General features: G+C 46.0%; 10 protein-coding genes. 4 read left to right on the top strand and 6 right to left on the bottom strand.

Going from position 1 to position 13654, the window contains the following annotated elements; all coding sequences use genetic code 11:
- Nucleotides 1-26: 26 nt before the first annotated feature.
- The 3 genes from ACLWBD_RS04850 to ACLWBD_RS04840 all read right to left on the bottom strand — a co-directional run bounded on the left by ACLWBD_RS04850 (nucleotide 27) and on the right by ACLWBD_RS04840 (nucleotide 5403).
- On the bottom strand, nucleotides 27-1604 hold the full coding sequence (locus ACLWBD_RS04850) for a LysM peptidoglycan-binding domain-containing protein (protein WP_063243539.1): 1578 nt from the start codon (nucleotides 1602-1604) through the stop codon (nucleotides 27-29).
- Nucleotides 1605-1675: 71 nt separating this feature from the next.
- Entirely contained in the window at nucleotides 1676-3895 is a 2220-nt protein-coding gene (locus tag ACLWBD_RS04845) for a transglycosylase SLT domain-containing protein (protein WP_413569790.1), read from the bottom strand.
- A gap of 2 nt (nucleotides 3896-3897) precedes the next feature.
- Nucleotides 3898-5403 (bottom strand): flippase activity-associated protein Agl23, encoded by a 1506-nt coding sequence (locus tag ACLWBD_RS04840; RefSeq protein ID WP_413569788.1) that lies wholly within the window; start codon nucleotides 5401-5403, stop codon nucleotides 3898-3900.
- Nucleotides 5404-5420: 17 nt separating this feature from the next.
- Here ACLWBD_RS04840 and ACLWBD_RS04835 point away from each other — a divergent pair, with 17 nt between their 5' ends.
- A complete protein-coding gene (locus tag ACLWBD_RS04835) occupies nucleotides 5421-6152 on the top strand; it encodes a glycosyltransferase (RefSeq protein ID WP_155722591.1) in 732 nt (243 codons plus the stop codon).
- Here the strand turns inward: ACLWBD_RS04835 and ACLWBD_RS04830 are convergent.
- From ACLWBD_RS04830 to greB, 3 genes are all read right to left on the bottom strand, one after another.
- On the bottom strand, nucleotides 6149-7126 hold the full coding sequence (locus tag ACLWBD_RS04830) for a YheT family hydrolase (RefSeq protein WP_413569786.1): 978 nt from the start codon (nucleotides 7124-7126) through the stop codon (nucleotides 6149-6151). The two genes, ACLWBD_RS04835 and ACLWBD_RS04830, sit on opposite strands and share 4 nt — an antisense overlap.
- The gene (locus ACLWBD_RS04825) at nucleotides 7114-7605 is read right to left on the bottom strand and encodes a DUF3465 domain-containing protein (RefSeq protein ID WP_155722590.1); all 492 of its coding nucleotides are present in this window, start codon (nucleotides 7603-7605) and stop codon (nucleotides 7114-7116) included. Before ACLWBD_RS04825 ends, ACLWBD_RS04830 begins: the two co-directional genes overlap by 13 nt.
- A 113-nt stretch (nucleotides 7606-7718) precedes the next feature.
- Nucleotides 7719-8249 (bottom strand): transcription elongation factor GreB, encoded by a 531-nt coding sequence (gene greB, locus ACLWBD_RS04820; RefSeq protein WP_413569784.1) that lies wholly within the window; start codon nucleotides 8247-8249, stop codon nucleotides 7719-7721.
- 92 nt (nucleotides 8250-8341) lie between these two features.
- Here greB and ACLWBD_RS04815 point away from each other — a divergent pair, with 92 nt between their 5' ends.
- Genes ACLWBD_RS04815 through ACLWBD_RS04805 form a run of 3 tightly spaced genes read left to right on the top strand, consistent with a single transcriptional unit; the run spans nucleotide 8342 to nucleotide 13608 of the window.
- The gene (locus tag ACLWBD_RS04815; protein ID WP_413569782.1) at nucleotides 8342-10153 is read left to right on the top strand and encodes a hypothetical protein; all 1812 of its coding nucleotides are present in this window, start codon (nucleotides 8342-8344) and stop codon (nucleotides 10151-10153) included.
- Nucleotides 10153-11766, top strand: a complete 1614-nt coding sequence (locus ACLWBD_RS04810; protein ID WP_413569779.1) for a hypothetical protein — start codon at nucleotides 10153-10155, stop codon at nucleotides 11764-11766. The genes ACLWBD_RS04815 and ACLWBD_RS04810 overlap by 1 nt, the downstream gene beginning before the upstream one ends.
- 15 nt (nucleotides 11767-11781) lie before the next feature.
- The gene (locus ACLWBD_RS04805) at nucleotides 11782-13608 is read left to right on the top strand and encodes an adenylate/guanylate cyclase domain-containing protein (protein WP_413569777.1); all 1827 of its coding nucleotides are present in this window, start codon (nucleotides 11782-11784) and stop codon (nucleotides 13606-13608) included.
- Nucleotides 13609-13654 lie beyond the last annotated feature (46 nt).

Below are 13654 nucleotides of genomic sequence, written 5' to 3'. Positions count from 1 at the left end.
TTTTCGTTTTATTCTGTTTTTCAATTCTATTGATTTGCTTCCGCTACCGGAATCAGAATTCTTGCACCCACCATCAAAGACGATGGATTGCGGATTTTATTTTTTTCTTTAATATCGGTCATAGAAACATTGTAGCGTTCCGCAATACCCACTAGGTTTTCGCCTCTTCTAACAACGTGAACTTTTGACTTCGCTTTTGCAACCGACTTCGTTGTTTCACGAGCCGAAGAGCTGTCAGGAGTCGGCACACGCAACTTCATGCCGACCTTCAAAGTACGACCGCGTTTGATTTGATTTAAACGCTGAAGTTCAGACACGCTTGTTGAGTATTTACGCGCAATCGTGAACAAAGAGTCCCCTTGCTGAACGATGTAGTAACGTCCATCGGTGCTGACACTCACGCTGCGAGTTTCGGTTTTAGATTTTTTCGCCAACATTGTTGAAGTTGAACGATCTCTCAGTGGCGTACGGTCTGGAACTTGGATTCTCATACCTACGCGTAATGGTTTACGACGAGGAAGATCGTTCAAATCACGAAGATAAGCCACTGTCGTACGGTAACGACGAGCCACCGTGCTCAATGTATCACCACGACGAATACGGTAAACTTGAGTATCGCCAGAATCTGCGACGAACTGAACGCTAGAAACAACGCTTTCATTTGCTGCGATCAAGGCTTGCTCGGAAGTTCCAGGAGGAATGCGCAGAACAAGTTCAGATCCTTTTACCGGAGCCACTTCACCTTTGTATTTTGGATTCAAAGCTTTAAAGTCTTCGTAGTTCAAGTTCAACTTGTCAGCCATCGCACGAAGGTTGATAGGTTTATTCACTGTGATGTGATCGAACTCGATAGGCGGAAGATAGTCGATCTCGCCGAAACCATATTTATCTGGTTCTTTTGCGATCAACTTCGCCGCGATGAATTTTGGAACATAGTTGATTGTTTCTTTAGGAAGTCTTTTTTTGCGAGCCAGTTCCCAGAAGTCACGCGTGTAGTGATTCATCACTTCACGTTTTACGCGGTTTTCACCGACGTTGTACGAAGCCATCGCCAAGTACCAAGAACCGAATACACTATAAAGACCTTTGAAGTATTCTGCCGCGGCTTGAGTGGCGAAGACAGGGTCACGTCTTTCATCAACAAACGCGTTGATATCAAGACCGTAGCGCTTCCCTGTTCCACGAATGAACTGCCAGTAACCAACAGCAGAAGCATGAGAAGTGGCTTTGGAACTAAAACCGGATTCGATCAAAGCGATATAGAAAAGATCTTCAGGAAGACCGTTATCGCGCAAAACTTTTTTCATGAGTTTTTCGTAGCGAGTAGAACGGGCTAAATATCTTTCCATGTGAGGACGTCCACGTCCCTGGAAGTAAGCAATCCATTTTTCAACCAGCGGATTGACTTCTGTCGGAATAGATTCCAACTCTTGGTCGACCACTTTAGGGCCTTCGGGATCGGATAGACGGAATGAACCGATATCTTTAATCTCACCGTCACCAGACTGGGTTCCTGCGGCTCCACCGTTTCCAGTGTTGCTGCCCTTATGCGCACATCCCGCCACAAAGGCCAGAACCAAACTCAATGTTAAAAGTCTCCTCATGAGTCCTCTCCTATCGACACACAGATTTCAGGCTACAAAACTCAGAGCCTTTTTTCAATAAAGTATCTCCCTTATTTTGCCTTTTTATTCAGCATATCCTGCCATAGTACTGGTTTCAGAGTGAAACTGCCGTCCTCGACGAGACTATAGAGCAAAATATTACGCAGAATGGCTTTCACGTAGAAGCTTGTTTCCGTCCATGGAAGCTCATCAAACCAAATCTCGTCACGAACACTGCCTGCACTCTGAGAAACAAGCTCCGTGATCTCTGTGCGGCCCTCCATCCACGTCTTCAAACGGTGGGGTCCCGCATTATACGCAGCTAAGGCGAAGGGCACGTTTCTCTCAAACTGGTCCAACATCTGGGAAATATAGAAAGATCCCATCGGTATATTCACTTCGGGGCGGAACATATCCTCTGGAAGCTCGACTTTCATCCCGAGTTTTTTTGAAACTTCCTGAGCCGTCGGTGGAATCATCTGCATCAACCCCAGAGCGTTCGATGTTGATACCGCTTGAAGATTAAAAGCACTCTCTTGGCGAGTCAGACTGCGCAACAAATTGATGTGGATACCATAGCGTTCTGCTTCAGCTTGATACAGGGATGCATACACTTGCGGATACCCCAGCTTCACAAATTGCTCGCGACGCAATCTAGGATCTGCATCCATCGCGGAGCCAACGAAGCGAATCGCTGTCATGTACTGCCGTCGCTCCGAGAGCTTTTCTGCCAACGCCATTTTAAGAGTGGGATCTTTGATAAATGGTAAACCTTCCAACTCGGTTTGCGCTTCAATCAACCAGCCGGCATCGGACAGAGTTTTAAACCGCTGCCACATTTTTCTTTGTGGACCCGCCAAGAATAATTCACTTTGCAGCTTCGGAGCTTTGTCCTTGAACTCAGGCCAAGTGAGCTTTCCATTATGCGCCTCCGCTTTCAAACGAAGGCCATAGTATGAAAAAGGATATTTTTCGATAAGCTCCGCCGCGGCTTGCTTTGCCCGTTCTGGATTTGTTTCCTGAAGGCTGCGCACCAACCAGTGTTGCGCATTCAGATCGTAGCGATCGCGATTTTGTAAAAGAAGTTTCTCTAAAAGAGCGCTGGCTGAAGAATAATCTTTGCGACGGAAATGAATCAACGCAGACCGGAACATGGCTTCGGCAGCTTCATCAGATCCATTGTGGTAAGACATCAAGGAATTATAAGTTTCAAGGGCGCGATCATACTGTCCCAAGAAATGGGCGGATCTTCCGACAATCCAAAGAGCGCTTGTAGATTGAGCGGCCCCAGGATTTTTCTGCAAGGCTTTTTGCGCAAGCGACATAGAGCCGCTGAAATCGCCACGACGGTGTAGGAACTGCGCCCATTCAATCAATCGCGTTCCGTCGGCCTCTTCCATTTCATCTAGCGCCTTGATCTTCGCGAGCTTTTCAGAAAGAGAGTTATAGATCTCCAAAGGCTTGTCTTTCAGTCTTTTCGCCGAACGACTGCCTGGATACTGATTAAGAATGAGCACGGCATCTTTTAAAGCGGAAATCGAATCATTCTGTTTGAGTGATTGGCGCAAACGCTCTTCAATTTTTACTTCTTCCGTCAGCACTTCGCTGCCAGCCAGCGTCGGTGCCTTTTCTGTTAGATCCCCTTTGGCCTTTAATAAGAATTCGATTTTCTCTTGAAGGTATTTGGAATCCTTCTGGTCTTGCGCCTCTTCATATAAAAACTGGGCTTCGGTGTAATTCACTTTCAACATCGCCAGGTCGGCCAACAATTGAAAGATCAGGGATTTTTGTTCTTTATTGAGTTTAAGCCCGCCTCCTAGAAGATCTTCTAGCTGCGGACCCGCCTTTTGATTTTTCTTTTCCACTTGATCCGTAAGATAGGAAAGACGCAGACTCACCCAATTTTCCGCCACTTGATCGGCCCAGGGGCCCTCTTGAAAAAGATTCTTATGCGCAGAGATAGCAGTTAAAGCTTTTTCGACTGTCGCGAAATTCGGTTTCTTTTTTTGTTCTTGAGTCAAACAATGCAACCAGCTTTGCGCCACCCACCCGCGCAATTCTTTTTGGGCGGAAAAAACCGAGGGTGCCAGCCTTGAACATTCAGACCATTTCAAATGAATTTCATAATCTTTCAATTGTGATAATGGAGAAAGTTTTTGCTTCCTATCCGAGGATTGATACAGGTCCACACTTTTTTTGGCGCTGAGATCCTTTAAAACATCGACTTTTTGCACCTGCGCAAAAACAGAACTGCTGCAAAGAAGGACACATAAGAAAGTCGCTTTTTTCATACTCACTCCTCACCCCCGACAACGTCGACATTATTTTGAAACGGAATCTTCGGGAAGAAGGATTGTTTCAAGTATACGATTGAAGGCTCTCTCGACTGTCGAAGCACGATCTGCAATTTCCAATATGGCTCATTCAAGACCCGATCCACATCCAAAGACTCCGTAAGATCACAAAAGTAAACGGACGCGTCTTCAATCAGATTTTTTTCACACAAATTATAATCTAAATTCTGAAACGAACGCAAAATCCAAGGCCACGGCCACTGCTCTTTCATGCCGATTTGGACGGGCTGCAAAAATAATTCGGGACGCTTACGAGCTTCTTCCAAAATAAATCTTTGCAGATTCTCAAGATCATAGGTGGAATTCACGTAAATATACGGATGATCAAAATCCAAGGGATCCGCGTAAGAAGAAGCGTAAAGACTTCGCACATTCAAGAAAGACAACGCTGTCACGACCGCTAAAGACACGGCCCTCATCTTCACATTGGTAAAAAATAGTTGGAGATAAAAAGCCAGCACTAGATAAAAACCCCACACCAAGGACAGAATACACCAAACCGTTTTGTACGGAATTAAAGAGTAAATCAAAAGCTGCGACAACGAAAACACACTCAGGACACGAAGACTTTTTTGTTTTGAAAACATCCCGGCAAAAGAAAGAAGCACGCCCAACAACGCCAGCGGTTCGGCCTGCCACATGACTTTCACCCAATATAGAAATTCCTTTTCATGTCCCTTTCCATGCACGCCCGTTTTCAACCATGGCACAATCGCTTTCACAAAATCCGCAAGGCCGGCCATGTTTTGGAAAAAACCCGTAAACAATTGCACGAAAAGGATCAAAAGCACAAAGGCAAGAACTGTTGTCTTCTTAGACCATGTTTGCTTTAACTGGGTCCACGAAAATATCTGTTGAAAATTTTTGGGGCCCAGAGCAAGAAGCCCCAGAAGCCAGCAAAAACCTGTGATTGTAAATGTCTCTTTCAACGTCATCATGCCGACCACGCCGGTTAACACCAGGGCCCACACTTTGCCATCTGGCTTTTCAAACCAGCGCAAAAATCCCATGGCAAACAACAACTGAAAGAACACAAAGGGCGATTCGTGAATTCCTGAACGTCCAAAAAATAAAAACGCCGGACTAAGTAAAAGAAATAGAGAGGTCGCTGTCAGGACAAAACGATTTTGTAAAACCGGAAAGGCAAACAACATGATACTAAAGACACTGAAGACTGCAGGTACAGCGCGCAGTGTTTCAAGACTTTTCCCCCAAAGATACTCGAAGACCTGAATCAGATAGAAAAGTAAAGGTCCGTGATAGTTATTAGGGTCATACTTGTAGTAACCCCAAGACTTCATTTGGATCACGAACCAGCCATTAATGCTTTCATCAAAGTGAATGGGCTTGTTATCTAAGTCATAAAATCGTGTGACAACTGTCAAAAGCAGCAGTGCTAGCCAAAACAGAGTCCCATAGTATTGCGTGACCTTTGCTGATTTCATTGTTAACTATCGTAAAGATGGAATCTTCAGAGTCAACCCTGCATTGCTCATTCGTTATTTATCTGCATAAAGATGCAGCGTTTATTCCTTCTTTCATGAAGGATCTGCGCGGTTTTTTTCAGAAGTTCCCACTGAACTATGAACTCCTCGCGGTTATCGAAAAAGATGCAGAAGACGCGCTGGCTCAGGTTAAAGCCGCTCAAACAGAATCTCCACAACGTGAAGACATTCAAACTCTTTTTAACGAGAAATATCTGGGGCGTGCAGAAAGTTTACGCCGAGCTTTTTCAAAAGCCCAAGCGCCTTATGTTCTGGTTGCAGATCCTTTGCTTTCCACGCCCTTTGGCGATCTTTTCAAAGTCTTGCAGAACCTGATGACAGACCCGACTGTGGCTTTATGTTGGGGTGAACGCATATCGAAAAAGGACAGTCTGTTCCACCGTCGCACGGGTCCCCGACATTCTATCGAACACTTATTCACCGGAATTTTTAAAGAGAAGAACAAAAGCTTCAGCTCACTGGACCCTTTCTGCGAAATCGGAGGATTCACGAAGGAGTCTTGGTTAGCCATCGACAAATCACTGCCGGCCAAGCTTTCCGGTTGGTACTTACACCCGGATTTACATCACGCTTATGCGCAACATGCCCGTAAGATTCTGGAAGTTCCTATCTGGGATTCTGGCGCAACGTCTTTATCCTATGGGTACTGGAGCGCGCGTTGGGATTTGTTGAAGAAAAGTGTTCTTTAAGCCAACACCTGTTTCAAAGACTGCAAAGCCTCGTGGACGTAATAATCTAGCCAGCGCACAGAACCTAATGGCGTATTTTGTTTTGCCAAATACCCCATATGTCCACCACGAGCTTCTACGTGCAGCATGGTACTCTTAGAAAAAGACGCCTTCATATAATTTTCCACGGACACAAAAGGATCATCTTGTGCGGTTAAAACATAAGTGGGCGTCTGGATTTTTGAAAGATAATGAATCGCCGAGCAATTTTGGTAATAATCAGAACGATCTTTAAATCCGGCTGCGGGCGCTGTGTAAATCTGATCCATATCCCAAATTGTCGACCAAGCGGGAATGTCGTATTTCTGAGTGATCAATCCCTGACGAAATTTTTCTTCAACGTTTTTTCTTAAACGCAGAACAAAACGCAAATCATAAATACGATTGAAGCCTGTTTTTAGTAACTGTGAGCCCTGCATAAGATCAATCGGGGCGTTCACCGTGATGGCGGCATCGGGCTTTACTTCGCCACGAAATCCACCTAACAAACAAAGCAGGATGTTGGCACTCATCGAAAAACCCACGGCGATTTGCTTTTTTGCCGGAAACATCTCGCGCAGTTTTTTTAACACCGCCGACATATCTTCGGCACGACCCGAGTGATACGGATTGCGAGCGTAAGCGGCTCCAATCCCTGCTCCACGGTGATTGACGAGGACCACAGAGTGCCCCAGCTTCTGGCACACCAAGGCGGTTCTTTGCATGTAGTCCGAAGTCACATCTCCGGAAAGACCATGATAGACACTTACGACCGTGTCACTTGCACCTGGAATATGAAAACAAAAAAGTCGATCTCCATCAGGAAGATCGACTTCAAATTGAGTTCCAAAATTTTCGAGTTCGGGAGACTTAAGAAAGTGAGACCACAAAGTTTGCCCGTGACCGCTGTCGGCCCAAAACGGAGCTTTACATGGAATCAAATCTAGTCTTTGCAATAGAACTTCCCGTTTACATAAACATAACCATCTTGGCGTTTGCCGCGCGGGTCATGATGCAGCCAATGGAGGAGGCCACCTTTGTTTGTCCAAATAAACTGTCCACCCATCGCGATCACGTCGCCGACTTTAATAGGAACACGTGGGCACATATCTGAATTATACACAGCTTGCATGTTCTTTCCATTGGAAAGGCGCACCGTCCATTTTTGATGAGCCAAACCTTGGTTGTCATCAGGCAGGACTTTCACCACAACCATGCTGCCACCCTCAACGAAATCAACGCGACGTTGATCATTCACGGCACGTACAATGTCAGCATCGCTGGAATTTTCGTCGATAAGAAAGGATTCAGAAGGCTGCTCAATTTTTTCGAAAACGGGATTTACTTCTTGGCGATTTTTGCGTTTAGCTTCAACTGTTTCGTAAGATGAAAGTACGAAGACACAAGTTAGAACAAAAGCCCATTTCATATTCATGAATATCCCCCCGGATGTGCGAAGCGAGTGTGTCCGGTTATGGAAGCAAAGACAATTTTAAAAATAAAAAGGGCCCACATAAAGGCCCTATTACTAACACGCAGCTGTAATTTTTACTTGTATTCGACGCTCTCAATCGTGACGTACTCTTCGCCCGCAGGTTTTACGATACGAACCTCGTCGCCAACCTTTTTTCCTAGAAGTGCTTTGGCCACCGGAGATTTCCAAGAGATCTTCCGGTTCTTAGGATCAAACTCGTCTTCGCCCACGATTTGATAGACGACTTCTTCACCTTCTTCATCCGCCAGTGTGACAGTCGCACTAAAAAGAACCGTCGTGCCTTTCATCGCTTTTGGGTCCACGACTTCGGCGTCTTCAATTCTTTTTGTCAGAAAATGAACGCGCTTATCAATTTCACGCAAGCGACGTTTTCCATATTGATAATCGGCGTTTTCAGAACGATCTCCATTGCTGGCGGCCCAAGCCACCACTTCAACAAGCTTCGGGCGCTCCACATGCATGAGCTCATGATACTCGGCTTTGAGTTTGGCTAGACCTTGGGGCGTAATGTAGTTCTTATTATTATCCATAGGCAAGACTCTAGACCATTCGACAGAAACTCTCCAGCCTGTTTTCGGACTCATCGTTAATTTTTTTTGACTAAGCCTTCGGTCCTAGACTTAAGCGCTATTAAATACCGAGAAAAATTCTCCGAAAAACTAAGAAGGAGGATTGCATGAAAAAACAGTGGAAACGGCTGCTTGTCGCAGCACTTAGTTCATCATCAGTTTTCGCTGTGACTTGGTATTGGTATCAATCCACCGAAGACCGTAATTCCTCTTATGGAAATGAAAAACCATTGGCCTACGTTGGGAAAGTTGTTGAAGACATTCAACGTCGTCCCGCTTCGCGCCTGCTATGGCAACTCGTGAACACAGGGGAACCTCTCTATAACGGAGAAGCGATTCGCACCAGCGAACGCGGTGAAGTGCGCATTCAGTTCGTTGATTCAGATCGCTATTTGGATCTCGAGCCCGAGTCGTTGATCGTCATCAAAAAATCAGAGGGCGAGATCGCCCTTGATTTGATGGAAGGTAGTTTGTTCGTTAACGCCAAAGCTGGTGGAGCCGAAGCCAACGCCCCGGGCCTTGTGTTGAATTCAGCAAATGGAAAAGTGGATCTTTCTCAAGCTTCAGCTTCATTATCCAAAGGCCGCGACAACTCCGTCGACGTTCAAGTCTTAGAGGGTAAAGCCTCGGTAAAAGGTGACGATGGTCGAAGCAAAGATTTGACTTCAACGACCGTCATCAAAGTTTTGACTCCCCTTCCGCAAAAACCTATCGCGATGGATGCGGAATCACCACAGCCCGTACCGTTTCAATGGACAGGCTTTCCGCAAGGCACACAAGTTTCCTTGTGGGTGGGCCCAAGTCGAAAGCAGTTAAAACCATTTGTTCAAGCCGCTTTAAATCAAAACCAAGTTAATGCTTCACTTCCCTTTGGGCGTCACTACTGGAAACTTGTCGGGACATCATCCCTGGGGAATGTGATTGCAGAAAGCCCAATTTATAAAACAGAAGTTTTAGCTCGCTACGCGCCGACAGTGGTGTTTCCTACTGCGGACGCGGATATCCCAGCGGCGAAAACTCCGTTTGATATGACATTTAAATGGCAAAAAGGTGATGACACTCGCCAAATGACTTTAGAAGTTTGGTCCGATCAAAATTTGCAAAAGAAAATCGCCACTCAGTCTTTTTCAAATGAAGAAAGTTACACTCTGCCTTCATTGAAAGCCGGTACGTATTATTGGCGCATGAGTTCCTATTACATTGAGTCCGACAAACCCGTTTTAGGAAAAGTCCAAAAGTTCACCGTGAAGCCGGCAGAGCAAGTCCAGGCCAAAGTGGAGCGTGCCCCGATAGTTCCAGTGAACGTGGACTTCACGATGCCAGAAACGCAACTGACTCAGTATTACGTCGAAAAACCCCAAGTGGGTTTGACATGGAAAGCTGATAAAACGGATGACGTCGCTCTTTATCGTGTGAAGCTTCTGGAAGAAAATGCGGATCCAAGATCAGCTTCTTCGCTGGAAGTGAAAGATACAAAATTTTCAACCACGGTTCCTAAACCGGGTCGCTATATCGCCTCGATTGAAGCTGTGAATAAAGACGGTCAAATTCTTGGCACGAAGGTGTCTCAGCCTTTGACGGTGTCACCTCTTCCCTTGTTGCAAGCTCCGCTGTTCGTTCCTACTGAAGGACCGCTGCAAGCCTCTTTCGATGGCCGCACACAGCTTGAGTGGACGAAACTTGACGGAGCCAAAGAATATTGGCTGACCATTCGCAAAGACGGCAAAGAACTAAAACGTTCGAAATACACAAACAATATGACAGCTCTTAAAAATCTTCTTCCTGGAGAATACGAAATCGAGCTTTCGGCGATGGATAACTATGGCCGACCGAGCGAAGTGGCTCCGGCAAGAAAACTTCTGGTGCCAGATAAATCCAATCTGCGTGCGCCGACCTTGAAGAAGATTAAGGTGAATTGATGCGTTTGACGACCGCGTTTCTTATTCTCATTTTCACATTCTGGACCGCAGCGGTCTGGGCGGCGCCTTATCGCCGTTTGGTGAACTTTGAGTGGGATGCGATCGAAGGTGCGAAAAGCTACGACATTGAACTACGCCAAGTGAAAGAAGATCCCAAAGATGCAAAAACTTTTACTTTCAAAGTGAAAGAAGCTGCATGGAATGGACGTTTGACTCCCGGCAAGTACCTCATGAAGTTGCGTGCGCGTGACTATCGGGGTGTTCCGGGTGATTGGTCTCCAGAGAGTGATTTCAATGTGGGCTTAGAGGCCGCTATTTTAAAATCCCCCGCTTCTCGCGCCAGAATCGCCAGCAAAGAAGAAGACAGTGTTAAGATGGAATTCCAATGGAATCCTGTGGGCGGCGCAGACATGTACCAATTCGTTCTAACTTCGGAGGATGGCAAAACTCAAGTCAGTGAAGTCATTCGCGATACGAAACTGAAATTGTCCCTTCCAGTGGCGAACAACTACACTTGGAAGGTTCTAGCCGCCACGAATGAAGGCATTCGCAGTGATGCGACTTCCGTGTCACAATTCTCTGTTTTAGGGAAGGCTTTGGAAAATCCAAAGATCAGCAAACCTGAAAGTGAGTTCGTGCGCGAAGTAAAATGGAATCGTCCCGACAATGTCTCTTCTTTTGACGTTTTTGTACTGAAGTTGAATGAAAAAGACAAAAAATGGGAAAAGTTCAAAGTCATCGAAAACACGCAGGAAGAGTCCTTGCCCTTTGACGAAACATGGCCCGGTGGCCGCTATCAAGTGGCGGTACGTGCAAAATCGAATTTACGTCCCAGCTCTCCTCTAGCTAAACAAAGCTTCTCAGTTCGTCACGGAGATCGTTCTCCAGCAGCCGAGTACACAGCACTTGTTCGTAAATCCATTGACCGTGTGACGGGATGGTATGCGATTGCCAGTTACCTAGTAACAGAAATGCAATTTAGCGGAAAGAACCCCGAAAAAAATTCGGCCGTGGCTTACAGTGCCTTGGGTGGTACCGGTCGTATGGGATTGGGTTGGTTTGGCGACAGAACTCCTTGGGGATTTTTAGGTATCATCGATATGAGTGGCTTTACTTTCAATGGTAAGACACAGACTTTTGCCTCTGCGGAAGCCAATGCGGTCTATCGCAAAACCATGGGTGACCGTGGAGAGTTGCGCTTCCAAGTCGGCCCTTACTACAAAGAACTTCCAGAAACTGTGGGTGATCCTTTCTCTGGCAGTTCGGAAGATTTAAAAATCACTTCGGCGGGTCCGCACTTTGGTGCGGAATATTGGTTTTCTTTGACACCGAAATTAGGCATTCAAGTGAATGCTCATATGTATATGTCACTTTTGAAAATCAGCACACCCAATGGGGCTCCCCTGACACCGTCCATGTCGACACAGTATGGTTTCCTGGGAAGCTATCGCTTCACTCCGACATTCACGGGCCTGGTGGGTTACGCCCGTCGTGAAGATAAAATGTCTTATAAAGCAGTCCCTGCATCAGATAACTTTGCCGTGGACGGAGATACGAATGAATCCACCATCGTCGGGAACTATCTAAATATTTTCGCGGAGTGGGCTTTCTAAGCTCTTGGAGATGATATGAGAATACCTATTTCGACAAAACTCATTACGGTGACCATCCTGATCCTGGTAGCAGCGACGGGCACGATCACATGGATCTCTTCAGACTATTTCGAAAAGAAAGCTTCTGAACAAGTCGATATCGCGAATCTTGAGTCTGCGGCGGCGAAAGCCAAAGAAGTGGAAAATATCGTAAGCTCGTTGGTGGATAAAACCCGTGTGACGGCCTCTTTGTTGATGAAGGACACTTCGGATCAGACAGCGGCCAGTGATGATTTTGATTTCAACTTCACAAAAGATAAAAACTTTGTTTCTTTGGAAATTTTAAGACTAGACGGCACATCGGTTCACACCGTGGCTCGCAAAGTAAAGGAAGATGTTCTTCGTCCTTACAATTTGGCTAGCAACTATATTATCAATGTTCGCTCTTGGCAGAAGTTCCCTATCCGCAATGTGGCTCAGGGAAATATCGAACTAAAAAATGCGTCTTACCCTAAGGCGCCGGCACTGATTACAATCGGCATTCCATTGGTTCGCGATGCTCAAGGTAAAATCACGCACGTCGCTTTAGCGGATGTGACGTTGGCGCCGTTAGAAAAACCCTTTACTGATCCCTCAGAGAGAACACAGTACTTAGTCGACCGCTATGGCGAGTTGTTGGCGCATAAAGACGAACAAAAAGCCATGGCCCGGTTGAATGTAAGTAAGAACCCTTTTGTAAAAAAGGCTCTGACGCAAAAATCTCCGCAGTATCAAACTAAATTCGTGGATCCGGATTTTGACAAAAATTATTTCGGTGCTTCCGTAAAAACTTCATTTGGTGCAACAGTCATTTCGCAAACTTCGGAAGAAACCATTCTTGAAGTGTCACGCGAGGTCCGCCGCCGAGCTATCTTTGTGGCAGGCTCTGCTATTTCCATGGCCATCTTCTTTATCTTCTTATTCTCAATGACACTCACCTCCCCGATTGAAAAGTTGGCGGATATGATCAACTTGGTGTCTCGAGGTAACTTTGATGTGAAGGCGCGCGCGCAAGTGAAATCCCATGACGAAGTGGGAGACTTGGCAGAAGCTTTTGATCACATGACTGAAGGTCTTAAGGAGCGTGATAAGGTGAAAAGCCTTTTTTCAAAGTTCCACGGCTCTTCGGTTGCCGAAGATTTGATCGGTAAAGACATCGGCGTTGGTGGTCAATCCAAAGACGTGGTGGTCTTCTTCTCAGACATCCGCGGTTTTACCGCATTTTCGGAAAAGCGTTCTCCCGAGGAAGTCGTTGAAATGCTGAATGAATATTTCGGTGTGATGGTTAAGATTATCAACTCTCACGGTGGTGTTGTTGATAAGTTTATCGGGGATGCGATCATGGCGGTTTGGGGTGCTCCAAAAACCACGGATCGTGATGCTCACAATGCCGTTCGTGCTTGTTTAGAAATGCGTCGTGCTCTTGAAACACTCAATGAAACACGTGTTGCTCGTGGTCAACCTCCGATCAATATTGGTATGGGCTTGCATGCAGGTCTTGCGATCTCTGGAACGATTGGTTCAGATGAACGTATGGAGTATACCGTTATCGGCAATACGGTGAATACGGCTTCCCGTATTGAGGCTTCTACAAAAGCTTTCGGCGCCGATCTTTTGATTTCGGATACGGTCATTGAAAAAATCGGAGAAGATTTCAAAACGGAACTTGCGGGTGCGGCTGAAGTGAAAGGCCGTTCCGAAGCATTGAAAATGTTCAAAGTTCGCGGCTATCGTGCCGAAGACGGCAGCATGGTGGAAGTAAAAACACCTTACTCTGATTACGAGGCCGAAGCGGCCGATAAAGTGAAAGTCAAAGCAGCTTAAAAAGATTCTTAAAATAAAAACCCCGGGTTCACCGGGGTTTTTCTCT

It is taken from the genome of Bdellovibrio sp. HCB117 (genome assembly GCF_047305915.1).
In the GTDB taxonomy this organism is placed as follows: domain Bacteria; phylum Bdellovibrionota; class Bdellovibrionia; order Bdellovibrionales; family Bdellovibrionaceae; genus Bdellovibrio; species Bdellovibrio bacteriovorus_B.
Note: the sequence above shows the minus strand (reverse complement) of the source record. Positions and strands in the feature narration are given on the sequence as shown.

Coding starts and splice junctions, on each gene's coding strand:
- ACLWBD_RS04840 (WP_413569788.1), bottom strand. CDS start 5,403: ATGAAATCAGCAAAGGTCACGCAATACTATGGGACTCTGTTTTGGCTA.
- ACLWBD_RS04805 (WP_413569777.1), top strand. CDS start 11,782: ATGAGAATACCTATTTCGACAAAACTCATTACGGTGACCATCCTGATC.
- ACLWBD_RS04810 (WP_413569779.1), top strand. CDS start 10,153: ATGCGTTTGACGACCGCGTTTCTTATTCTCATTTTCACATTCTGGACC.
- ACLWBD_RS04845 (WP_413569790.1), bottom strand. CDS start 3,895: ATGAAAAAAGCGACTTTCTTATGTGTCCTTCTTTGCAGCAGTTCTGTT.
- ACLWBD_RS04815 (WP_413569782.1), top strand. CDS start 8,342: ATGAAAAAACAGTGGAAACGGCTGCTTGTCGCAGCACTTAGTTCATCA.
- greB (WP_413569784.1), bottom strand. CDS start 8,249: ATGAGTCCGAAAACAGGCTGGAGAGTTTCTGTCGAATGGTCTAGAGTC.
- ACLWBD_RS04835 (WP_155722591.1), top strand. CDS start 5,421: ATGGAATCTTCAGAGTCAACCCTGCATTGCTCATTCGTTATTTATCTG.
- ACLWBD_RS04850 (WP_063243539.1), bottom strand. CDS start 1,604: ATGAGGAGACTTTTAACATTGAGTTTGGTTCTGGCCTTTGTGGCGGGA.
- ACLWBD_RS04825 (WP_155722590.1), bottom strand. CDS start 7,605: ATGAATATGAAATGGGCTTTTGTTCTAACTTGTGTCTTCGTACTTTCA.